Below are 22,377 nucleotides of genomic sequence, written 5' to 3' on the forward strand. Positions count from 1 at the left end.
AATTATTTTGCTTACTCAGTACATTTTACCAAATAATTATAATTAATTCCATAAAAATTTCTATGCACTTGTAATTATAGTGTATTTTATATAATATATGTCAATAATTTTAATATAATAAATATGGAGAGGGGACACATATGTTAGAAGAACTTTTTAAGGATAAAAAGAAGCTTGGCATATATATTGTCATATTAATATTATTAACTATTCTTGGTTTTAATTATTACAGGAATGGGTATAAGGAATTAAGAAAAAATAATGATGAAGATATATTTGTTGAACAAAATAATGAGTCTGATAATTCAGCTTATTTTGAGAATGAGAGCAATTCTAAAAGTGAATTTTCTGAGAAAAGCATTCCTTTAAAAGATAAAAACATAGTTGTGGAAATTAAAGGGGAAGTAAAAAAGCCTGATGTTTATACATTAGAAGATGAGTCTATAGTAAAAGATGTAATAGATCTTGCAGGTGGTGTAACAGAAGAAGCTGATCTAAGTAATATAAATAGAGCAAAGAAATTACAAAATCATGAGTTAATATATATTAGAAACAAGAATGAAATAAATGATAAGGTTGAAGATAATACAGTTGTAAATAATATAGAAACTACAACTAATGTAAGCAATATGGTCAATATAAATTCTGCAACATTAGAGGAATTAAAAACTTTAAATGGTATAGGTGATGCTAAGGCCAATGGAATAATAGAGTATAGAGAGAAAAGTGGTGGGTTTACTTCTACTGATCAAATAAAAGAAGTGGATGGAATTGGTGAAAAAATGTTTGAGAAAATTAAAGATAAGATAGAAGTTTAAAATATTTGATTATATGTTATGATAATTGCAAGATTAAGAGAAAGATTATATAATAAACAAAGAAACATCTTCAAAGAGGAAACATCTTCATTAGTAGATGAAGATGGGCTATACTGCTAAGTTAGTACCTCACTAAGCATTATATGCCTATGACACATAACTGTAATACTGTAATGATAACATAAAGTATATGTTGTGGATTTTTATTGCTAGTAGTTAAAGGAAACATCTTTATCTATCGATGAAGATGGGCTATACTGCTAGGTTCGTGCCTCACCAAGCATTATATGCCGAGGGAACATCTTCATCAGTATATGAAGATGGGCTACACTGTCAGGCTTGCACATCACTAAGCATTATATGCCTATTCAATTTAATTAAATCCCTTTATAACAACATATATTAATAAACATATATAATAAAATTAACAAAAATTTAGGGGGAAAATATATGTCAAAGAAGATAGCAAGCATATTGATGAGCTTAGTATTATGTGTATCTTTAATTAGCTGTGGAAATGGAAAAACAGAAGATGAAGCAGCAAAAGAAAATAATACAGCTCAAGAGCAGCAAAAGACAGATGCGACAGATGCATACCTTACAGGAGAATGGGCAGAAGATCGTACATTAGATGAGCTTAAAACTGTATTTGATGAAAAGCTTGCTAACGTAGAGAAAATAACAAAAGATACAGGATTGAAGTATTCATTAGATGAGAAGATTAAGAAGATCGATGGCCAACAAGTGACAGAAAAAGCAATTTATTTTGATAATGAAAATCCAGAAATGAACAAAATGGAAAGCATGTATTTTGGATTAAAAATATATGGAGAAGATTTATCAAGTGGAGAAATTCAATTAAAATTAAGCTTGAAATTTGATAGTAAGGATGCAATAGAAAGCGGAAAGTTTGATTTAGGAGAAACAGCTTTTGCTAAATACATAGAAGCCTTTACAGGAGAAGAGAATAAAGATTATTCTAACATAAATAATACTATAATTGAACAAATGAAAAGTGGTCAAGAAGAAGTAATAGTTAGTAATACAACAAAAGATGGGTTAAAAGAAGAATATCTTGCTGATAAGGATTATATTGTTTATAAATTATCAACTAAAAAATATGTATTTGCAAATGCAGAAATGAGCATGGAATAAAAGTTTAGGAGGATATGTTTTGGAAAACGAAGAAATAAAGAAGGATATCAATAATGAAAGCGAAGAAAATACTTCAAGTGTGGAAAATAAAACTGATGAGACTAATATAGAATCAGTAGAAAGTGAAACTTCAGTAGAAGAATCTGAGAAATGTGAAAATGAAGATGGTGCAAACGAAGAAATAAAAGAAACTTCATTATTAAAGAAGATTTTTAGCAATGTATTAGATCAATCACTTATGATAGCATTATCAAGTATTTTGTTAATCATCTTTGACTTTTTAATAAAATTTGCAGGATATATGGTTGTTATGCCTTTAGGAGTGCTATTAATAATATACTTCATAGTTAATTCACTTTATTCGCCAATACTTAAGAATAGCAAATTTAAAAAGACTCTAGGCGAAAAAATATTTAATATATAGAATATTAATTATATAAAATAAAAATTTGAGTACAAACTTATTAAAAAATATATTTAAATAGTTTGTGCTTTTTTATTGTAAAATTTCAATTTTAACCAATAAAATTTATTGGCGTAAAGATAACTTTTAAATTATAATAGGATAGGTACATAAGTAATAAGGAAAATACCTATTCATATGTATATTTATAGGTATAAGTGATTCAGCAAACATAAAATTTGGATTATCAGCTTAAGAATATAGATTAAAAATATTAATGTAAATTTAGGAGCGTGCAATGAGAAGAGGAAGCGATATTATTGTTAAAATAGAGAATTCAGAATTTCCGTCAACAGGAATAGGTTATGCAGAAGATAAAAAAATATATGTAAAGAATGCTTTTCCAGGCCAGACGGTTAAAGCGAGAGTTAAAAAGAAAAGAGATACTTATGCAGAAGCAAAACTTATTGAAGTGATTGATAAAGCAGAATATGAAATTGATGCAGTATGTCCTCATTTTGGAGTATGTGGAGGATGTTCATCACAAAATTTATCATATGAAAAGCAATTAGAGTTTTTAAGTGAAGAAATAAAAGATTTATTTAAAAATGCAGATGTTCCAATGGGAAATTATCTGGGGATTCAAGGCAGTCCAGAACAGTTTGAATACAGAAATAAAATGGAATTTACTTTTGGAGATGCAGAAAAAGGTGCTCCACTTGGTGTTGGAATGCACATGATAGGTAAATCCTTTGGGATAATAACAGTTGATGAATGTAAGCTTGTAGATGAAGATTATAGAAAAATAATAAAGCTTACAGTAGAATATTTTAGAGAACAAAATTTACCTTATTATAGATTAATGAAGGCTGAGGGTTATTTAAGACACTTAGTAATAAGAAAAGCCAAAAATACAGGAGAATTGTTAGTAAATTTAGTAACTACAACTCAAATAGATTTTGATTTAAGTGAATATGTAAAGTTATTAAGGGATCAAAAATATTCAGGAAGATTAGTTTCAATTATACATACAGAAAATGACTCAAGATCAGATGCAGTAATACCAGAAAAGGTTAATGTACTTTATGGTAAAGACTATATAAGAGAAGAACTTTTAGGTCTTGAATTTAACATATCACCATTTTCATTCTTCCAAACTAATACAAAGGGAGCAGAACAACTTTACTCAATGGTTAGGGAGTTCATGGGAGATAGTGAAAATAAAGTTGTATTTGACCTTTATTGTGGAACTGGAACAATTGGTCAAATAGTTGCACCAAAAGCTAAGAAAGTTATAGGTATTGAACTTATAGAAGAAGCTGTTGAAGCAGCTAAGGAAAATGCTAAGCTAAATGGATTAGATAACTGTACTTTCCTTGCTGGAGATGTTGCAGAAATAATTAAAACAGTTAAAGATAAACCAGATATAATTATTTTAGATCCACCAAGAAGCGGGGTTCATCCTAAGGCACTTGATTATGTAATTAAGTTTAATGCACCAGAGATAATATATGTTTCATGTAATCCTAAGACTTTAGTTAATGATCTTAAAGTTCTTATTGAAAGAGGATATGAAGTTGTGCAGACTAAGGTTAAGGATATGTTCCCTAATACACCTCATGCTGAGACTGTTGTGAAGCTAATCAAGAAATAGCGCAGTATCAAAGGTTTCGCGGATTTTAATTAAATATTGAAGTGTGTTTTATGTTCCCTAAGACTAGGTCTTGGGGAATTTTTGTGGTTAGGGGGGCTAACTTTTACGCAGAAGTGAGGATATTTGCGTATTTATTTGAGTAAAAAATTGGTTATCTCATTATTAATATATAAATATGGTTTTATAGATATTTCACATGGAATATGTATTATTAATATAAAGAAATATAGTACCTGAAACTGCCAGTAAAAAAATGGTTTCTAGATATTAGGTTTATCTCGCAGCTGTTTTGCTGGAGGTGCAAATTTCGGAAAAACTTTATTTTTATTGTTTGAGCTTACAAATCAACTGTCTTAAAGGTGATAGGAGGGGGGGGATTAAATAGCTTCTATTTTTTAAAAGAAATATTATGGCATAGAACAATTAGTTCATAGTATAATATTTTTACTTATATTAAGTTGCGTGGCTTCATTTTTAAATTTAACTTTTTTGTATAGGAATATCTTTAGGAATTTCAAGTCATATAATATTGAATATCTTAACGTTTGAAATATATTAATTGGAATTTTGTACTCTTAGATAATTTTCATTTATTATTGATTTCTATGGAAAGCTTGAAATAAGGGGATTATGGCGGTTGAGGTAGAATAGATAGGCATGTTTAATAGAGAATTTAATAAGATAAATTACTATAATGTAATGAGTGGAGGAACTTTATATGCTTATACATAAGAATATGCAAAATAAGGGTTGAAAAGTTCAGATAAAAGAATATAATAAAAGAGCAGGATTTGGTTAAGAAATGGGGGGTATGATGAATTTTTTTACTACATACGAATTATCTAAAATATGGGGAATTTCTGCAAGAAGAATTGCCTTATTATGCAGTCAAGGTAGGATAGAGGGAGCAATGTTGAAGGGAAAAACGTGGCTTATCCCTTCTGGCGTCCAAAAGCCTGAAAATCTGAGAAGTTTCAATAATATGAAGAATGATTCAAGAAAGGATATTGATATGAGTAAAATAAAAGAAGGATATGTGTATGATCCGGTAGCAAAGAAGCAGAGAAAGGCTACAGATGAAGAATATGTCAGACAAGAAATGATAAAAGTGCTTGCAAAGGAATATAATTATTCTTTTGAAGATATGGAAACAGAATTTGTAATTAAGGTTGGTAGTTCATCTAAGAGAATAGATATTGCAATCTTTGATGAGAATCGAGAACACATACAAGAAAACGTAAAATTAATAATAGAAACAAAATCACCAAAGATTGGATTGGCTGATAAGAAAGATGGGGTTGGCCAGTTAATATCATATGTTGCAGTATGTCCGGATTGTATGTCTGGGTTATGGACTAATGGACCAGGATGTTTACGTCAGGTTGTTATGCGTGAAAAGATAGGAAGTGGAAAAGTATCCGAAGTGGATACTGATATACCACGAGCAGGTCAAGTTATTTCAGGTGATAAAGGACCGAGAATTGAAGAACTTGTTCCAGCGACATCAGAGAGCTTGAAGTGGCGATTTAAAAAATGTCATGACATTATTGCTACAGCTGGTGACGATAAGATGACAGCTTTTTGGGAATTACTTAAAGTGATTGAAACAAAGATTGAGGATGAAAAAGAAGATAAAGAGTATGCAGAATTCTATGTTACTCCAAATGAGAGCCAGACACAGGATGGGATTAATAAGTTGAATAATCGAATTAATGGATTATATAAAAGACTTATCGTCGATAGATATGATAAGTATCAAGGTTTTTTGGGAGATACAATTAATATTAGACCAGCATCTCTTTCAAGAATCGTTAATGAATTGCAGAATTATTCATTACTTGAAACTAGTGCAACTATCAAAGGTGCTGCATATGAAGAAATTGTAGGTGCTAATTTAAGAGGTGACAAAGGAGAGTTCTTCACTCCGAGAGTTGTTATAGAGGCGGCAGTAGCAATGCTGGAAATTGAACCGGATGATATTTGTACTGATTTAGCATGTGGTTCGGGTGGTTTTATTATTTCAATGTTAGAAGCAGGAAAAAGATCTATTTATAATAGATATAGTAAAAGAAAAGGTGATTTTAGCGAAGCAATTTATAGGGAACAGAGTCACTTCGCAGCAAACAATATTATTGCGAATGATATAAATAGAAATCTTGCGAATGCGTGCTCTATGAATCTGATGATGAATGGCGCTGAAACTGCTCAAGTGTTTAATCAGGATATTCTTGAACCTGTTCAAAACTGGACATGTGATAATGCAGATGCTTTAAGAAAACTATATGGATTAAAAAAGGTTGAAGAATCAGGACATGTATTTTATGTTGGAAACATTACCAAAATAGGTGCTAATCCTCCTTTTGGTAACAATATTATTAGAACAGAACAGTATGTTCTTGAACAGTTTGAATTGGCAAAAGATAAGACATCACAAATTGTTGAAATTTTATTTATAGAGAGAATTATTCAATTATTAGTACCAGGAAAAGGTCGCGCAGCGATAGTTGTTCCACAATCAATACTTAATAATCCAGGACTTGAATATGTTAGAAAGTGGCTGTTTGCACACACAAAGATATTAGCTGTCCTAGAGTTACCTGTAGAAACATTTTTAATAAGTGGTAGAGAGGGAACCGGTACACTTACTGCGGTTCTAGTTGTAGAACGAAGAGAATTACAAGAGACAGCTCGGATTTTAGATGAAGTAATTCAAATTGAAAATTATCCGATTTTCATGGCTGAAGTATTTAAGGTTGGATATGACAGAAGAGGAAAGCAGCTTTTTGTAAAAGATGAAGAAGGTCAGGAAATTCTTCAAGAGATTGAGATTAACGCTGATACAAAAGAAATTGTTAAAGAGAAAATTATTGATAACGATTTACCAGGAATTGTTGAAAAGTATTTGGAGTTTTCAGCTAAATTAAGAGATGGAAAAGTATACTATGATTTAGCGGAGGAGATATATCGTGTCTTATAGTAAGTTGGATAATCAGATCAATATTGTTGCTAGCATCGATACTATTTCCAGAAAGCTTCGTATTGATCCTAGCCAATACAATGTTGAAACACAAAAAATAATTCGTAATTGTAAAAGCCATAACATTAAAATAAAAAAGATGATAAATCTAGATTGTATTGAAGGGATGTATCTGCCTAATAGATTTAGTAGGGCTTATACGGATAATCCGAAAGCTGGGGTGCCTATGTTAGGTACTTCTTCCATGCTAAATATGAAATTGCCTACTGATACAAGGATATTTATTAATAAAATACGAAATTCTGAAAAATTGTTTATTGAATCAGGGGATATACTGATTTCTAGATCTGGTACAATTGGTACTAGTGTATTATGTGGTGATACTTTTGTTGGATTTGTTGCAAGTGATCATTGTATAAGACTTAGATTAAAAAAGGAAGTAAGAGGATATATTGCTGCATATCTACGAACAAGATATGGAATGGCATTATTAGTGAAGGATGCGCATGGAAAAGTAATTAAGGAATTGACAGAAGAGAATATTCAAGAGCTTCCTGTAATGTACTTTGAGGATGCTGTAAAAAAAATTAATGACATGATGTTGAATGCGGTATCAAAATATGATGAAGCAAGAATGCTATTAGATAAGGTAGAAGAAAGATTAGATGAGGAATTGAGTAGTTTTTTACCAAAAGTGCAAAAATCTAATAATAATATTGTACCTTTCCATAGATTACTTATTAATCGAATAGATCCGCATATGTATAATTTTTATTCAGAGTATATTTTTAGAGAAATCCTAAAGGGAAAGCACCGGTTTTTGGGGGATATGGCAAATGTATGGGGAACAGCGCGTTTTAAGCGTCATTATTTAGATAAAGACAATCCAAATGGTATTGGCTTATATTCATCATCTGATATTGTAAGAGCCAATTTCTCACCAAGTAAGTTTATTTCAAAAAAACTAAATGCTAAAGAACTCAAAAAGTGTGAAATAGAAACTGATACAGTATTGATTCCATGTTCTGGTACATATGGTGGGATAATGGGGCATGGCGTATTAGCCGGTGAATTGATGAATGGGAAAGCAGTTACTCAGCACGTATTACGGGTTGCGAAAAAAAGTAATTATATGGATTTCTATTACATAGCAGCTTTTCTGTGTAGTGATAAATGGGGGTATCATCTTATCTCGGCGACTAGATTCGGAAAAGATATTCCAGAAATAGATCCAGTAGTATTAAAGACAATCCCTATTCCTGAGATAGCATCTAAGGCACAAGAAGAAATTGGTAAATATTTCAAGCAAGCCTCAATTCTGCAAGAAGAAGCTAATGTGCTAGAAAATGAAGCTATTGAGTTACTAGAGAAAAAATATGAAAGCTATTTAATTAATCAGTAATAGAAATACGTTTCCATATGGGTCGATATGTGTTTTGGCTTTGGTGAATCTATATGGTAATGAAAGTATAGTGTCTGCTAAATATTTGTAAGGAGTTGTTTGTAAGTCTAATGAAGAAATTTTGAAAGAATAGCAAATATTCCTATTATAAGATGTAAGAGTGCAAATTGGAGCATAAGAATTGCATTTAGTTTCCATGATAGTTTGACTAATTAGGATATTAATTTGGTTTTGTGATAAGATACATTCTGTTAGTATTAAAAATTTCGTGGATTCTTTGGCTATTTCATATGAGTGTAAGTGTTTTCCTTGATAGATCAATAATTTAGTGGCAACATCTGTATATGATGTACATTTTATAATTATATAATTTTTTTTCATAAAGACCTCCTAATTTGAGCGTTATGATATATTAGATTAGATTTTTTGAAAAGTCAACTAAATTAAAGGAGCGATGGCGTGGCTTACGGAAAATTGATAAAACTGTCCATGGCTAGCACAACAGCTCATAGTTAATAATTGCAAGTTTAAGGCTATAAAACTACTAGGTGTTGCAGGAATGATATTAATGTGTCAATTAAATTTGCTTATATTACGATGTACAATTTTTAATGCTTTATAGTGTATGTTTTCTATACAATTTTGTCATTAAAAAGTCCTTAAGTAGCATATCTACTAGTTTAGAGAATATATATGTCAATTAATATTCAATTCACCAGATACCTAATATATGGATTTAAAAGTTATTCAGATGCTTAAATAAAAGGTATATAATTTTCAAAATCTATATATAGGAAGTTATAATGAATTTTATAAGTATAAACAATTCTATATTTTATTTATCATTTAATAATGTCTAATAATATAATCAAGTAAGGTTTATAACTCAAAAGACATGTCAATACTTAATATTGGAGGTGTTGCCGTGTCTTTTAAAGTTTCATGGAAAATACATATATTATGTTTTTTTATAGCTTATATTTTTTGTTTAATTGAACAAAAATTTATTTTAAATTTATTTGTAGGATTATTATTACAAAATACACGAATAGAGTTTACAGGAAATATGCGTATGGATTTGAGTATTTTTTTATTCATTATCTTTATACCTATAACCTTTGTCCATGAATTACTACATGGTATTGTTTATATGATGTTTGGAGGGAAGGTAAGATACGGATTTAAAGTTATATATGTTTATGCACAAGAAATATCAGACATAGAGTTACATAGAACTAAATTTCTATTAGTTCTATTAGCTCCATTAACTATAATTTCATTGTGTTCAGCATTTATGCCTAAAAATATCGGTGGAATTGTATTTCTATTAAATTTATTAGGAAGTACAGGTGATATATTAATGGCCTTATATTTATGTAAGAGTAATGTTAATAGTTATGTGGTTGATAGAATTTACGGATTTGATGTTATAGATAAATAAAACAATAATTATATAAATTGTAAAAATTATTGGCACGAAAGTATATTTACACTATTTTACATATGCAATATAATGGAATTAACAATTTAGCTTACAAGTAAATAATATTTTATATAAGCTAAATTCAAACAGCAATAAAATCACCTGGATTTAAAAAGCATTTTGTATGTAAGATTAAATAACGGTAAAACACGTAACATATTAAATTGAATGTTAAGTATTTAAAAGAATTAAGAGAATGATTACTGAGTAGTGGTTAAAGATTTTAAAAGAGTAGAGTGATATGAGAGATGTTTAGAGGATGATAAGATATGAATAATAATGTTGAACAAAGTTTTGGTGAATTTATTGCAAAGAAAAGAGAAGAAAAGAAAATTACATTAAGGGAAATGGCTAAGTTACTAAAGATTACGCCACCATATTTAAGTGACATTGAAAAGGATAGACGAAATTCTCCAGAAAGAGAAAAATTAGATGAAATAGCAGCTATACTTTCATTGAGTGATGATGAATGCAGGTATATGTATGACTTAGCTGGAAAAAAGAGAAAGACAGTTTCTCCAGATTTACCAGATTATATTATGGATAGAGATTATGTACGTGTAGCATTAAGAACAGCAATGGATTTAGGAGCAGGAGAAGATGAGTGGATGAAGTTTGTGGAAGAACTTAAAGACAGAAAGGGGTAATCCTTTTATATGTACATTCCAAATTTCAGAACAAAATCAAACGGTGTCCCTATATTAAGTAAAATTGAAATTGACAACATTGCAGAAAGGTGTCTGATGGAGTTTTGTCCACAAACCTTGGAAACACCTCAACCTATTGATGAAGATCGATTTATAACAGATTACTTAGAATTAACACAAGATTTTAAGTATTTATCACATTGTGGTGTATATCTTGGAATGATTGTATTTGAAGACAATAAAAAAATTGTAATATATGATGAATTTACAAAGAGGGCAGAATATATTACTGCTAAGCAAGGAACAATTATTATAGATTCATCATTATTAGAAGATGGACAAGAAGGAAGATATAGATTTACAGCAATGCATGAAGCAGGTCATTGGATACTACACAGAAGAAAATTTATGAGAGATATTAATCAAATGGTGATAATTTTTGATATGCAAAACACAAATATTCAATGTAGAACAGTTAGTATAGAAGGAAAGTATAATAGTGAGTCTAGATGGAATGATGAGTCTACAATGGAATGGCAAGCTAATTATTTTGCAGGTGCAATATTAATGCCAAAATCAATGGTCAAAAAGTATTGTGAAGATGATGAACTTAAAGATTATTTAGCTTTCATGAGTTTTGGAAATAGAGAAATATATAATGACTTATTAATAAGAAGAACGGCAGAAAAATTTAATGTGTCTAAAAAAGCAGCAGAAGTTAGATTATGCTATTTAGGTATTATTGATAATAGAAATACTAAAAATATTAGATTTGATAGAATGAGTTTTGTATAGCACCTTTATAATTAGGTGCTATTTAAAACAACAATGTGTAAGCAGAAAAGCTTACATGTATAAAAGGGAGGATAAAAAATGGGTGTACAATTAAAGTGTCCAAACTGTAATAAAAGAGCTATGGATGTAGTGGAAGCAACTAAAGGTAAGATGATAATAGAGATGAAGTGTCCTCATTGTCGCAAAATAGTAAAAATAAACTACTGTAAATAATTAAATATAAAATTAAACATAAACTACCGAGCAAGTGATCCATAATAAAAATGAGATACCAAATGGCCGGAGTAAAGCTAGAAATAGTTTTTACTCTAGGCCATTTTTGTTTGGAGTTTATTTGTTATACATAAAAATACTTTATTTCTAGTTTTATTTACGGCCCAAAAGAAAGGGGCCAGTGTAAAAATGAATATTACTTATGAATTTGTAACAGGAGAAAAAATAGAAATAGAGGTAAATGAAGATATTGCAAACATATCTATAGAAATTGAAAAAAAGATATATAAAAGCGAGAGAAGAGAAACAAGGAGACACAATTCAATAGATAGTATGGAAGAGGAAGGATTTCAATTTGAAGATATTAACGATGATATAGAAGTTAAAGTTGAAGAAGCAGAAACAACAGATGAGATAAAAAATGCAATTAAAACTCTTATTCCTAATCAACAAGATTTGATAGAAAAGATATTTTATAAAGATATGAAGATTGTTGATATTGCAGAGTATGAAGGGGTTACAGAAGCTGCAATTAGAAACAGATTAAATAAAATTTATAAAAAATTGAAAAAAATTTTAAATTAGGGGGTTCGATTTTGGCTTTCTCGTGGCTATATAGTGTAAGGATTATTTAAAAGAAATGAGGTGAGAGTAATGGCAGCAATAAAAATAACTATTAACACAGATCAATTGGTAACAGTTTCTATAAAGGAAACTAAAGATAAACAAGATGATGTAGTAGGTAAAATATCAAGCTTATTAAAGATTGAAAGGAGAAAGTTAAATAATGAAAGATGTAGTATTGAAAATTGTTAATGATTTAAGAGGTTTAGCAGACGATTTAGAAATCTTTGCAAAGCTTACTAAAGAAGAAGGTGTAGAGTTAAAAACAAAGGTGGATACCAAAGAAAAAGTTATATCAATAGAAGATGTCAGAGAAGTATTAGCATCAAAATCACAAGATGGTAAGCAGAAAGAAGTTAAAGCACTAATACAAAAATATGGTGCTAATAAATTAACTGATTTAGAACCAACATGCTACAAAGATTTATTGAAAGATGCAGAGGAAATGTAAGTATGAGTAAACATGCATTATTATCTGCAAGTGCTTCTCATAGATGGCTTACTTGTACACCTGCGCCAGTGCTTGAAGCAAGTGTTAATGAAGAAACAAGTACTTTTGCAGAAGAAGGTACAGCTGCTCATGGCTTATCAGAATTTAAGATTAAGAAGTATCTAAAAATGAAATGCAAAAAGCCTAAAAGTGAATTTTATGATGATGAGATGGAAGAATTCACAAATGTTTATGTGGATTATGTAACTGAGCTGATTATAAAAGTAAAACAAGCTTGTAAAGATCCACTCATTCTAATAGAGCAGAAATTAGATTTTTCAAATTATGTTCCAGAAGGTTTTGGAACTGGAGATTTAGTTATAGTAGCAGATAAAACTATTTATATTGTGGATTTAAAGTATGGTAAAGGTGTACAAGTTATAGCAGAAAAAAATCCACAAATGATGCTATATGCATTAGGTGCACTTAACTTATTTGAAGCTTTGTATAACATTGAAAATATTAATATGACAATTGTACAGCCAAGATTAGAGTCAATTTCAACTTATGAAATATCTGTAGATGAACTTATTAATTGGGCAGATACAGAATTAAAGCCTAAAGCAGAGCTTGCAATAAAAGGTGAGGGTGAATTTGTTCCTGGTGAGCATTGTAGATTTTGCAGAGTAAGAAAAACTTGTAGAGCAAGATCCGAAAGTCTTTTAGAACTTGCAAGATATGAATTTAAGATGCCAGCTTTACTTTGTGATTATGAAATTGAAGATGTATTAAGTTTATGTAATCAATTATCAAAATGGGCAGAGGACATATATTCATATGCAACAGAAAAAGCAGTTAATGAAGGGAAGAAATGGACTGGATTTAAATTGGTTGAAGGAAGATCAAATCGTAAATATTCTAATGAAAGTTTAGTTATAGAAACTGTAACTGGTGCTGGATATGAAGAAAAAGATATTTATAAAAGGACACTTTTAGGAATTACAGAGATGGAAAAGTTATTAGGTAAAAAGAAATTTAATGATATATTAGGAAGCTTTATTGAAAAGCCTAAAGGAAAAATAACATTAGTTTCAGAGTTTGATAAGAGAAAAGAAATAAATTTATTAGATACTGCAAAAGCAGAATTCAAGGAGGAATTATAAATGGTAGGTAACAAAACAAAGGTAATTACAGGAGTAGTTAGATTTAGTTATGCAAATGTATGGGAGCCAAAATCAATAAATGGTAGTGATGAAAAGTACAGTGTTTCATTGATCATTCCTAAAAATGATACTAATACTATTCAAGAAATTAAAGATGCAGTTGAAGTTGCAAAGCAAGAAGGTAAATCAAAATTTGGTGGTAAGATACCAGCCAATTTAAAACTTCCACTTAGAGATGGAGACATAGAAAGACCTGAAGATGAAGCTTATAAAGACAGCTATTTTGTAAATGCAAATAGTAAGGATAGACCACAAATTGTGGACAAGAGTGTTAAACCAATATTAGATCAAAGTGAAGTATATTCAGGATGTTATGGTAGAGTGTCAATTACCTTTTATGCATTTAACAGTAATGGAAATAAAGGAATAGCATGTGGCCTTGGAAATATCCAAAAGATAAAAGATGGAGAGCCTTTAAGTGGTCGATCAAGTGCAAGTGATGACTTTATAACTGAAGAAGATGATGACTTTTTAAGCTAAGAAATATTGAGGTGGTGTAATAAAGCCATCACCTCACCACTTGGAGGAATAATATGAGGCGAACATTATCTTTAGATTTAGAAACTTATTCTGATGTAGATTTAGTTAAATGTGGAGTTTATGCATATGTAAATAGTCCTAACTTTGAAATATTACTAATGGCATATTGTTTTGATAATGAGAAAGTAAAAATAATTGATTTAGCATTACGTGAGATTATACCAAAAGAAGTTAAAGAAGCAATATTAAGTGATGAGGTTATGAAGACAGCTTTTAATGCTAATTTTGAAAGAACATGCTTAAGTAAATATTTAGGTATTAATTTAAAAGCAGATACATGGTGCTGCAGTGCAGTTCAAGCTTCGATGTTAGCATTACCACCTAGCCTTGAAGGTGTAGGAGAAGTTCTTGGACTTAATAATAAGAAAATGAAAGAAGGAAAAGAGCTTATAAAATATTTCTGCTATCCTTGTAAAACTACAAAAATTAATGGAAATAGAACTAGAAACTTACCAGTACATGACTTAGAGAAGTGGAAGATATTTAAGAGTTATTGCATCAGAGATGTTGAGGCTGAAAGTGAAATAAGAAATAAGCTTAAAAATCATCAAATAACTGAGAAAGAAATGGAATTATATAGATTAGACCAAAGCATAAATGATAGAGGAATTTTAGTAGATATGAATTTAGTAAAAAAAGCAATAGCTTGTGATAAACAGTTTATAGTAACAGCAACAGAAAGAGCATATGAACTTACAGGTCTTGAAAATCCAAATTCAGTGGCACAGCTTAAAGGATGGCTTAGAGATAGAGGGATAACTATTGAAAGTCTTTCAAAAAAAGACGTATCAAATTTAGTAACAGAATGTGATGAGGAAATAGAACAAGTATTAAAATTAAGACTACTTATGTCTAAAACCTCAGTTAAAAAATATGAGGCGATAGAAAGGTCAGTATGTTCTGATGGCAGAGTGCATGGGTTGTTTCAGTTTTACGGCGCAAATCGCACAGGGAGATGGGCAGGTAGATTAGTACAAGTGCAGAATCTTCCTCAAAATCATATTAAGGATTTAGAACTTGCAAGAAATATTGTGAAGAATGGAACATTAGAGGAATTAGAAATGTTTTATGAAAGTACACCAAAGATTTTATCAGAGCTTATAAGGACAGCATTTATACCTAAAGCAGGATGCAGATTTATAGTAGCAGATTTTTCTGCCATTGAAGCTAGAGTTTTAGCATACCTTGCAGGTGAAAAGTGGAGATTAGATGTGTTTAAAACACATGGGAAAATATATGAAGCTTCAGCTAGTGCTATGTTTCATGTACCAATTGATCAAATAAAAAAGGGCTCTGAATTAAGACGAAAAGGTAAAATAGCAGAACTAGCATTAGGCTATGGTGGAAGTACAGGAGCTTTAATTTCAATGGGAGCCTTAGAAATGGGGCTTAAGGAAGAAGAATTAAAACCATTAGTTACGGCTTGGAGAAATACAAATCCTAATATAACTAAGTTTTGGTGGGAGGTAGATAAAGCTGCAATAACTTCGGTTAAAGAGAAAAGCATAATTAAAGTAGGCAGGATAGAATTTAAGTATTGTGGTGGAATACTTTTTATAAAATTACCTTCAGGCAGAAAGTTATCATATATTAAGCCAAGGCTGCAAATTAATAAATTTGAAAGAGAAGGATTATCATATGAAGGTATTACTGAAAGTAAAAAGTGGGGAAGAATTGAAACTTATGGCCCAAAACTTGTGGAAAATATAGTTCAAGCTGTTGCAAGAGATTTACTTGCAGAAGCAATGTTGAGACTTGATAAAGCTGGATATGAAATTGTTATGCATGTCCATGATGAAGTTGTTATTGAAGCATCTATCAATAAAGGTTCATTAAATGAAGTGTATGAAATTATGAGTGTGAGTCCAAAATGGGCAGAGGGTTTATGTTTAAGAGCTGATGGGTATGAGTGTAGTTATTACAAAAAAGACTAGAGAGGGGAAAAAATATGGTTAGTAATGAAGAACTTTTTATGACTGGTGATATAGATACTTTATATAAAAGAAACAAACGACTTATGTTTTATATAGCAAATAAGTTTTTTAATTTTAATTTAGAGTATGAGGAACTTATTGGTTGTGGTGATATAGCTTTTGCTAAAGCCGCAAAAATATTTGATCCAAATAAAAGTAAATGGGCAACATTTTTTAGCAAAGTTATGGTAAATGAGATACTGATATTAAATCGTAAAATTTTAAAGCAGGTAGAAACTATTTCATTGGAAACAGCAATATGTGAGGAACATGATCAAGATATGCTAATTCTTCAAGATGTTATTCCATCTATATCTAATACTATGGATGAAGCAATAAATTTGATTGTAAATGAAGAAATTTTTATGTTAATAAGCAAGTTATCACCAGTAAAGCGAGAAATTTTAAGACTACATTTAATTGGAACAAAACAGAAGGATATTGGTGTAGCTCTAAATTTAAGTCAATCATATGTTGGTAGACTTATTAAGAAAATATGCGAAGAAATAAAAATTTCTTATGAAAAAGGTGCTTAGTAAATTAAAAGACTAGGAGAGTGATTTTAGTGATAATAAGTGTTGCAAATAGCAGAACTTCAAAGCAGTTAAAAGGTATGGATATTACTTGGAATGAATTTATAAATAAAGTTCAAAACACAATAAGAACTTCAGAAACAATTGAAGAATATAAAAAGTTTTCAAAGTTAAAACAAGATTCAATAAAAGATGTTGGAGGCTTTGTTGCTGGAAAACTTAAAGATGGTAAACGAAAAAATGGATATGTTGAATATAGAACAATGCTAACTCTCGATATGGATTATGCAGAACATGAAGTATGGGAACAAATATCTATGTTTTATGATTTTACATGTTGCATATACTCCACTCATAAACACATCAAAGATAAACCACGTCTTAGATTAATTATTCCTTTAGCAAGAAGTATAAACTCTGATGAATATTGTGCAATTGCTAGAATGGTAGCTTCAGATATTGGAATAGAACAATTTGACGACACTACCTATGAGCCAGCAAGGTTAATGTATTGGCCGTCAACATCGGTAGATGGAGAATTTGTATTTGAAAAGCAAGAAGGAATATTGTTAGATCCTGATAAGATACTTTCAAGATATGAAAAGTGGCATGATAGCAGTAAATGGCCAGTGTCATCAAGAGAAAGAAAAATAGTAAAAAACACTATTACAAATCAAGCAGATCCTTTACAGAAAGAAGGAATGATAGGTGCATTTTGTAGAGTATATTCAATTACAGAAGTTATTGATAAGTTTCTAAATGATATTTATAAGCCAAGCATAATTGATGGAAGATATGATTATGTTCCAGCTGATTCAAGTGCTGGTGTACTTATTTATGATGATAAATTTGTATATTCACACCATGCTACAGATCCAGCTTGTAATAAATTATGTAATTCATTTGACTTGGTCAGAATTCATAAATTTGGACAACTTGATGTAAAGGCAGATGAAGATATACCACCTTCAAAACTTCCATCCTTTAAAGCAATGCAAGAATTTTGTATAGGTGATGTAAATGTAAAAAAGAACTTAGCAAAAGAACGAATAGAGCAAGCAAATAAAGAATTTAAAGCTGAAGATGAAAACTGGCAAGAAAATCTTTCAATAAACAAGAATGGACAAATTAAAGATAATCTTCAAAATTTAGTTCTTATCATGAAGAATGATGAAAACTTAGAAGGAATAGCTTATAACCAACATTGCGACAGTATTGATGTTAAAGGTAATTTACCTTGGAAGCAGATAAAAAGTGGATGGAGTGACTCAGATATGTCGGCTCTTAAAGTGTATTTTGATAGAGCTTATAGCATATGGTCACCAACAAAGTTAAAAGAAGCATTAATAGCAGTTGCAGCAGAGAGAGCATACCATCCAATAAAAGAATATTTAAATACATTACCAGATTGGGATGGAATAGAGAGATTGAATAATTTGTTAATTGATTATTTAGGAGCACAAGATAATGAATATTCAAAAGCAGTTATTAGAAAAACACTTGTAGCAGCAGTAGCTAGAATTTATGAGCCAGGGACTAAATTTGATAGTGTATTAATACTTAATGGACCCCAAGGAATAGGAAAAAGCACTTTTTTTGCAAAACTTGCGACTTCATGGTTTTCTGATAGCTTAACAATAACAGATATGAGAGATAAAGCAGCAGCAGAAAAATTACAGGGATATTGGCTTTTAGAACTTGGAGAATTAGCTGGAATAAGGAAAACGGATGTAGAAACTGTAAAATCTTTTGTTTCAAGAACTGATGATAAGTATCGCGCAAGCTATGGAGTTAATGTTGAGAGTCATCCAAGACAGTGTGTAATAGTTGGGAGTACCAATAGTGAAAGTGGATTTCTAAGGGATATAACAGGAAATCGTAGATTTTGGCCTGTTAGAGTTAGTGGCGAGAGCATAAAAAAAGCCTGGGAACTTAATGATGTAGATCAAATTTGGGCTGAAGCAGTGTGTGTGTATAGAAAGGGTGAAGATTTATTCTTAAATGGAAATGAAGCACAAATAGCTATTTCAGAGCAGGCAAATGCTATGGAAAGTGATGATCGCGAGGGACTAGTGCGTGAATATCTTGAAAAACTATTGCCTGAAAATTGGCAGACTATGGATTTATATGAACGTAGAAACTTTTTAAATGGTGGAGAGTTTGAAAATGCACCAATTGGAGCTGAGAAGCGTAAGATTGTTTGTCCTATGGAAATTTGGTGTGAATGCTTTGGAAAGGATTCTGCTAATATTAAGAAATCTGATTCTTATGAAATAACTGCAATAATGGCTAGAATTGAAAATTGGAAACCATATGATGGAACGAAAAGTGGGACAACAAGATTTCATATTTATAATAAGCAAAGAGCATTTATGAGAGTGGAATGAGAAATTATAACAAGAAAAGTTTATTCCAACATAAGCAGGAACAAATGGAATGAGCCGCTAGGTTGTACCAAAGTATAGTTCCAGTAAAGAAGTAAGTTATAATGCCTGTTTTGGTTATATTATGGAACAAGGTACAAGAGTGTCTATTTAGATAAATAATAATAAATAAGTAGTATATATCATGTAATACATGATATAAGGCGCGATAGAGTTTTTAATACCTTTGTTCCACTTCTTGTACCACAATAAATTAGAGGAGAGATTTCATGGAAAATGTTATAGAAAATATATTAAAAAATGATTTTGTAGAATATACAAAAGTTTATGAAATAGCGGCACTTCATGGAATGACTAAAAAAGAAGTTAAAAATATAAAAGAAAAATTAGGTGTAAAAACAGTGACATTAGTCAATGGAGAGGAAAGGTTATGGCTATGGTATATTCCGAAAAATATTTGGAACAGATATTTACCAAAGAAGTAAAAAAACATGGTGGTATGGCACTGAAATTTATATCACCTGGAATGTTAGGAGTTCCAGATAGAATTGTTTTAATGAAAAATGGAAAGATTGCTTTTGTAGAACTTAAGGCACCAGGGAAAAAGTTAAGGTTAATTCAAGAAAAGAGAAAATTACAATTAGAGAATTTAGGTTTCAGAGTTTATGTTATAGACAACATTGAAGTTATAGGAGTTGTTATAGATGAAATTGAAAAAAGCTGATATGCATGATTATCAAAATTATTGTGTTCAAAAGCTTATAGAGAATAGCGTATTTGCATTACTTTTAGATATGGGATTAGGCAAAAGTATAATTACTTTAACTGCAATAGCAGAACTTATGCATAACTATTTTGAAGTTTCAAAAGTTCTTATAATAGCACCACTTAGAGTTGCTAGAGATACTTGGAGTAATGAATGTGAAAAATGGGATCATTTAAAAGACATTAAGATATCTAAAATACTTGGAACTGTTGAAGAAAGAAAAACAGCGATATATAAAATAGCAGATATTTATATTATAAATCGTGAAAATATAGAGTGGCTTATTGAAAATTGTATTTGGGATTTTGATATGGTTGTAATTGATGAACTTAGTTCTTTTAAGTCTTACAAATCAAAAAGGTTTAAAGCTTTAAGAAAAGTGAGGCCTGAAATAAAAAGAATAGTAGGACTTACTGGAACGCCAGCACCAAATAGTCTTATGGATTTATGGGCAGAAATTAATATTTTAGATATGGGAGAAAGACTTGGAAGGTTTATTGGTAGATATAGAGATATGTATTTTATGCCAGACAAAAGAAATGGACAAATAGTCTTTTCATATAAGCTTAAAGAAAACGCAGAAGATGATATTTATAAAAAGATTTCTGATATTTGTATAAGTATGAAAGCTTGTGATTATTTAAAAATGCCAAAATGTGTGTTTAATAAAGTTGAAGTTTATATGAATGAAAAAGAAGCTATGCTATATAAGAAACTAGAGGATGATATGATACTCCAATTTAAAGATGGAGATATAGATGCAGTAAATGCAGCAGCGCTTTCTAATAAACTTCTTCAATTAGCAAATGGAGCAGTCTATGATGAAAATTCAAAAGTAAAAGTAATTCATGATAGAAAGCTTGAAGCATTAGAAGATTTAATTGAAAGTGCAAATGGTAAAAGTGTTCTTGTATTTTATGCATATAAACATGATAAAGAAAGAATGATTAAAAGGTTTAAAGCAGGAGAAATAAATACTTCAGAAGATATAAATTTATGGAATAGTGGAAAAATGAAAATAGCAATAGCACATCCAGCATCAACAGGACATGGACTCAATTTACAAGCTGGCGGATCTATAATAATATGGTTTGGCTTAACTTGGAGTTTAGAATTATATGAACAAGCTAATGCAAGACTTTATAGACAAGGTCAAAAAGAAACAGTTGTTATTCATCATATTATTTGCAAACGAACTATAGATGAGCAAGTAGTGAAGGCACTTGAGAAAAAGCAAATAGGACAAAATGAATTGATAAATGCTGTTAAAGCGAGGATTGGGAGGAATTAATAATGAAAATTTATAGAAATAGTATTATAATGGTCAGCTTTGGAGAAAATCAAGGTTCAGTTCAAAAGGGAATAAGACCAGCAGTTGTAATTCAAAATGATTTAGGAAATAAACATTCAACTACAACAATAGTAGCGCCTATAACAGGGAGAATAAAAAAAGCACTCCCAACACATCAGGAATTATTATCAAAAGATTATTGCTGTTTAAAATGTGATAGTACAATATTAGGTGAGCAGATTTTAACAATATCGAAAGATCAAATTTTAGATATTATTGGACAACTTAAGGAAAAAGATGAAGAGAAATTAAATGAAATATTATCAGTAAGTATGAACATAAATACCATGGTTAGGAGAAATATAATATGAATATAGATAATAATTGTATATACTGTAACAAGTATAATAAATGTGTTATATTAACTGTTAAAAAGTGCATTGGAGAAAAATGTACTTTTAGTAAGAGTGAGGAACAACAAGAACATTTAATTATGGTTACAAATGAAAGATTAAATAGCTTAAGTTCCAAAAAGCAAAATCATATAGCAGATAAATATTATGGAGGTAAAATGCCATGGTTAAAAGGTGGTGAAGAATAATGAGCAATAAAGAATATTTAGCACAAGCTTATAGAATAGATCAAAGAATTAATAGTAAGCTTGAACAAATAGTTTCTTTAAGAGAATTAGCAGCTAAAGCAACATCTACATTAACTGATACACCTTCAAGTGGAACTCGCAATATACATTCTATGGAAGCAATAATAGTAAAGATGATGGAACTTGAAAGTGAAATTAATGCTGATATAGATGTTCTTGTGGATTTGAAGAAAGAGATAATGTCTATAATAAAAAAAATTAATAATCCAGAGCAGCAGACATTATTGGAGTTACGATACCTTTGCTTTAAGACTTGGGAACAGATAGCTGTTGATATGGGATATAGCATTCAACATCTTTTTAGGATTCATGATAAGATCTTAAAAGGAATTATTATTTCAAAAGATGAGAGTAAATGTGATTGAATGAGAGTATGAAAAATTGATATTATTATAATAGAGAAAA

Annotated in this window: 24 protein-coding genes; all 24 read left to right on the plus strand. The window is 30.1% G+C overall.

Features of this window, described 5'->3' with window-relative positions:
* Positions 1-140: 140 nt before the first annotated feature.
* The 24 genes from BN2920_RS04580 (at position 141) to BN2920_RS04690 (ending at position 22,337) form a co-directional block, all read left to right on the plus strand.
* A complete protein-coding gene (locus BN2920_RS04580; protein WP_058293846.1) occupies positions 141-818 on the plus strand; it encodes a ComEA family DNA-binding protein in 678 nt (225 codons plus the stop codon).
* 450 nt (positions 819-1,268) lie between these two features.
* Entirely contained in the window at positions 1,269-1,973 is a 705-nt protein-coding gene (locus BN2920_RS04585; protein ID WP_058293847.1) for a hypothetical protein, read from the plus strand.
* Between the two features lie 19 nt (positions 1,974-1,992).
* Positions 1,993-2,397, plus strand: coding sequence for a hypothetical protein (locus BN2920_RS04590; RefSeq protein WP_058293848.1), 405 nt, complete (start codon positions 1,993-1,995; stop codon positions 2,395-2,397).
* A gap of 277 nt (positions 2,398-2,674) precedes the next feature.
* Positions 2,675-4,030: a 23S rRNA (uracil(1939)-C(5))-methyltransferase RlmD gene (gene rlmD, locus BN2920_RS04595; RefSeq protein WP_058293849.1), complete on the plus strand. Its 1,356-nt coding sequence runs from the start codon at positions 2,675-2,677 to the stop codon at positions 4,028-4,030.
* A gap of 811 nt (positions 4,031-4,841) precedes the next feature.
* Positions 4,842-7,007: an N-6 DNA methylase gene (locus BN2920_RS04600; protein ID WP_172437855.1), complete on the plus strand. Its 2,166-nt coding sequence runs from the start codon at positions 4,842-4,844 to the stop codon at positions 7,005-7,007.
* A gap of 139 nt (positions 7,008-7,146) precedes the next feature.
* Positions 7,147-8,409 carry a restriction endonuclease subunit S gene (locus BN2920_RS04605; RefSeq protein ID WP_157065756.1) on the plus strand — a complete coding sequence of 421 codons (1,263 nt, stop codon included), beginning with the start codon at positions 7,147-7,149 and terminating at the stop codon, positions 8,407-8,409.
* A gap of 1,072 nt (positions 8,410-9,481) precedes the next feature.
* On the plus strand, positions 9,482-9,850 hold the full coding sequence (locus tag BN2920_RS04615; RefSeq protein ID WP_198157480.1) for a DUF3267 domain-containing protein: 369 nt from the start codon (positions 9,482-9,484) through the stop codon (positions 9,848-9,850).
* Positions 9,851-10,161: 311 nt separating this feature from the next.
* A complete protein-coding gene (locus BN2920_RS04620) occupies positions 10,162-10,539 on the plus strand; it encodes a helix-turn-helix domain-containing protein (protein WP_058293854.1) in 378 nt (125 codons plus the stop codon).
* A gap of 9 nt (positions 10,540-10,548) precedes the next feature.
* The gene (locus BN2920_RS04625; protein WP_058293855.1) at positions 10,549-11,334 is read left to right on the plus strand and encodes an ImmA/IrrE family metallo-endopeptidase; all 786 of its coding nucleotides are present in this window, start codon (positions 10,549-10,551) and stop codon (positions 11,332-11,334) included.
* Between the two features lie 78 nt (positions 11,335-11,412).
* Positions 11,413-11,547 carry a Com family DNA-binding transcriptional regulator gene (locus BN2920_RS21205; RefSeq protein WP_141443127.1) on the plus strand — a complete coding sequence of 45 codons (135 nt, stop codon included), beginning with the start codon at positions 11,413-11,415 and terminating at the stop codon, positions 11,545-11,547.
* Between the two features lie 189 nt (positions 11,548-11,736).
* Complete coding sequence (locus BN2920_RS04630; RefSeq protein ID WP_058293856.1) at positions 11,737-12,132, plus strand: RNA polymerase sigma factor; 396 nt, start codon at positions 11,737-11,739, stop codon at positions 12,130-12,132.
* A gap of 69 nt (positions 12,133-12,201) precedes the next feature.
* Positions 12,202-12,363 (plus strand): hypothetical protein, encoded by a 162-nt coding sequence (locus BN2920_RS21210; protein ID WP_157065757.1) that lies wholly within the window; start codon positions 12,202-12,204, stop codon positions 12,361-12,363.
* Complete coding sequence (locus tag BN2920_RS04635) at positions 12,335-12,622, plus strand: hypothetical protein (protein WP_083498708.1); 288 nt, start codon at positions 12,335-12,337, stop codon at positions 12,620-12,622. Before BN2920_RS21210 ends, BN2920_RS04635 begins: the two co-directional genes overlap by 29 nt.
* Positions 12,623-12,624: 2 nt before the next feature.
* Positions 12,625-13,764 carry a DUF2800 domain-containing protein gene (locus BN2920_RS04640; RefSeq protein ID WP_058293858.1) on the plus strand — a complete coding sequence of 380 codons (1,140 nt, stop codon included), beginning with the start codon at positions 12,625-12,627 and terminating at the stop codon, positions 13,762-13,764.
* Positions 13,765-14,304 carry a DUF2815 family protein gene (locus BN2920_RS04645; RefSeq protein ID WP_058293859.1) on the plus strand — a complete coding sequence of 180 codons (540 nt, stop codon included), beginning with the start codon at positions 13,765-13,767 and terminating at the stop codon, positions 14,302-14,304.
* A 53-nt stretch (positions 14,305-14,357) separates the two neighbouring features.
* Positions 14,358-16,298, plus strand: a complete 1,941-nt coding sequence (locus tag BN2920_RS04650; protein WP_058293860.1) for a DNA polymerase — start codon at positions 14,358-14,360, stop codon at positions 16,296-16,298.
* 14 nt (positions 16,299-16,312) lie between these two features.
* Positions 16,313-16,873: a sigma-70 family RNA polymerase sigma factor gene (locus BN2920_RS04655; RefSeq protein WP_058293861.1), complete on the plus strand. Its 561-nt coding sequence runs from the start codon at positions 16,313-16,315 to the stop codon at positions 16,871-16,873.
* A 29-nt stretch (positions 16,874-16,902) separates the two neighbouring features.
* A complete protein-coding gene (locus BN2920_RS04660; RefSeq protein WP_058293862.1) occupies positions 16,903-19,257 on the plus strand; it encodes a virulence-associated E family protein in 2,355 nt (784 codons plus the stop codon).
* Positions 19,258-19,523: 266 nt separating this feature from the next.
* The gene (locus BN2920_RS04665) at positions 19,524-19,739 is read left to right on the plus strand and encodes a hypothetical protein (RefSeq protein WP_058293863.1); all 216 of its coding nucleotides are present in this window, start codon (positions 19,524-19,526) and stop codon (positions 19,737-19,739) included.
* Positions 19,685-19,978, plus strand: a complete 294-nt coding sequence (locus tag BN2920_RS04670; RefSeq protein WP_141443125.1) for a VRR-NUC domain-containing protein — start codon at positions 19,685-19,687, stop codon at positions 19,976-19,978. The genes BN2920_RS04665 and BN2920_RS04670 overlap by 55 nt, the downstream gene beginning before the upstream one ends.
* A complete protein-coding gene (locus BN2920_RS04675) occupies positions 19,959-21,311 on the plus strand; it encodes a DEAD/DEAH box helicase (RefSeq protein WP_058293864.1) in 1,353 nt (450 codons plus the stop codon). Before BN2920_RS04670 ends, BN2920_RS04675 begins: the two co-directional genes overlap by 20 nt.
* Positions 21,312-21,313: 2 nt before the next feature.
* Positions 21,314-21,682, plus strand: coding sequence for a type II toxin-antitoxin system PemK/MazF family toxin (locus tag BN2920_RS04680; RefSeq protein WP_058293865.1), 369 nt, complete (start codon positions 21,314-21,316; stop codon positions 21,680-21,682).
* Positions 21,679-21,912, plus strand: a complete 234-nt coding sequence (locus tag BN2920_RS04685) for a hypothetical protein (RefSeq protein ID WP_058293866.1) — start codon at positions 21,679-21,681, stop codon at positions 21,910-21,912. Before BN2920_RS04680 ends, BN2920_RS04685 begins: the two co-directional genes overlap by 4 nt.
* Positions 21,912-22,337 (plus strand): DUF1492 domain-containing protein, encoded by a 426-nt coding sequence (locus BN2920_RS04690; RefSeq protein WP_058293867.1) that lies wholly within the window; start codon positions 21,912-21,914, stop codon positions 22,335-22,337. Before BN2920_RS04685 ends, BN2920_RS04690 begins: the two co-directional genes overlap by 1 nt.
* Positions 22,338-22,377: the final 40 nt, after the last annotated feature.

This window comes from Clostridium neonatale (genome assembly GCF_001458595.1).
GTDB classification, from domain to species: Bacteria; Bacillota; Clostridia; order Clostridiales; family Clostridiaceae; genus Clostridium; species Clostridium neonatale.

What these genes read in the sequence shown, in the direction of transcription:
- BN2920_RS04580 (WP_058293846.1), top strand. Translation starts at nt 141, where the DNA reads ATGTTAGAAGAACTTTTTAAGGATAAAAAGAAGCTTGGCATATATATT.
- BN2920_RS04585 (WP_058293847.1), top strand. Translation starts at nt 1,269, where the DNA reads ATGTCAAAGAAGATAGCAAGCATATTGATGAGCTTAGTATTATGTGTA.
- rlmD (WP_058293849.1), top strand. Translation starts at nt 2,675, where the DNA reads ATGAGAAGAGGAAGCGATATTATTGTTAAAATAGAGAATTCAGAATTT.
- BN2920_RS04600 (WP_172437855.1), top strand. Translation starts at nt 4,842, where the DNA reads ATGATGAATTTTTTTACTACATACGAATTATCTAAAATATGGGGAATT.
- BN2920_RS04605 (WP_157065756.1), top strand. Translation starts at nt 7,147, where the DNA reads ATGATAAATCTAGATTGTATTGAAGGGATGTATCTGCCTAATAGATTT.
- BN2920_RS04615 (WP_198157480.1), top strand. Translation starts at nt 9,482, where the DNA reads ATGGATTTGAGTATTTTTTTATTCATTATCTTTATACCTATAACCTTT.
- BN2920_RS04620 (WP_058293854.1), top strand. Translation starts at nt 10,162, where the DNA reads ATGAATAATAATGTTGAACAAAGTTTTGGTGAATTTATTGCAAAGAAA.
- BN2920_RS04625 (WP_058293855.1), top strand. Translation starts at nt 10,549, where the DNA reads ATGTACATTCCAAATTTCAGAACAAAATCAAACGGTGTCCCTATATTA.
- BN2920_RS21205 (WP_141443127.1), top strand. Translation starts at nt 11,413, where the DNA reads ATGGGTGTACAATTAAAGTGTCCAAACTGTAATAAAAGAGCTATGGAT.
- BN2920_RS04630 (WP_058293856.1), top strand. Translation starts at nt 11,737, where the DNA reads ATGAATATTACTTATGAATTTGTAACAGGAGAAAAAATAGAAATAGAG.
- BN2920_RS21210 (WP_157065757.1), top strand. Translation starts at nt 12,202, where the DNA reads ATGGCAGCAATAAAAATAACTATTAACACAGATCAATTGGTAACAGTT.
- BN2920_RS04635 (WP_083498708.1), top strand. Translation starts at nt 12,335, where the DNA reads ATGAAAGATGTAGTATTGAAAATTGTTAATGATTTAAGAGGTTTAGCA.
- BN2920_RS04640 (WP_058293858.1), top strand. Translation starts at nt 12,625, where the DNA reads ATGAGTAAACATGCATTATTATCTGCAAGTGCTTCTCATAGATGGCTT.
- BN2920_RS04645 (WP_058293859.1), top strand. Translation starts at nt 13,765, where the DNA reads ATGGTAGGTAACAAAACAAAGGTAATTACAGGAGTAGTTAGATTTAGT.
- BN2920_RS04650 (WP_058293860.1), top strand. Translation starts at nt 14,358, where the DNA reads ATGAGGCGAACATTATCTTTAGATTTAGAAACTTATTCTGATGTAGAT.
- BN2920_RS04655 (WP_058293861.1), top strand. Translation starts at nt 16,313, where the DNA reads ATGGTTAGTAATGAAGAACTTTTTATGACTGGTGATATAGATACTTTA.
- BN2920_RS04665 (WP_058293863.1), top strand. Translation starts at nt 19,524, where the DNA reads ATGGAAAATGTTATAGAAAATATATTAAAAAATGATTTTGTAGAATAT.
- BN2920_RS04670 (WP_141443125.1), top strand. Translation starts at nt 19,685, where the DNA reads ATGGCTATGGTATATTCCGAAAAATATTTGGAACAGATATTTACCAAA.
- BN2920_RS04675 (WP_058293864.1), top strand. Translation starts at nt 19,959, where the DNA reads ATGAAATTGAAAAAAGCTGATATGCATGATTATCAAAATTATTGTGTT.
- BN2920_RS04680 (WP_058293865.1), top strand. Translation starts at nt 21,314, where the DNA reads ATGAAAATTTATAGAAATAGTATTATAATGGTCAGCTTTGGAGAAAAT.
- BN2920_RS04685 (WP_058293866.1), top strand. Translation starts at nt 21,679, where the DNA reads ATGAATATAGATAATAATTGTATATACTGTAACAAGTATAATAAATGT.
- BN2920_RS04690 (WP_058293867.1), top strand. Translation starts at nt 21,912, where the DNA reads ATGAGCAATAAAGAATATTTAGCACAAGCTTATAGAATAGATCAAAGA.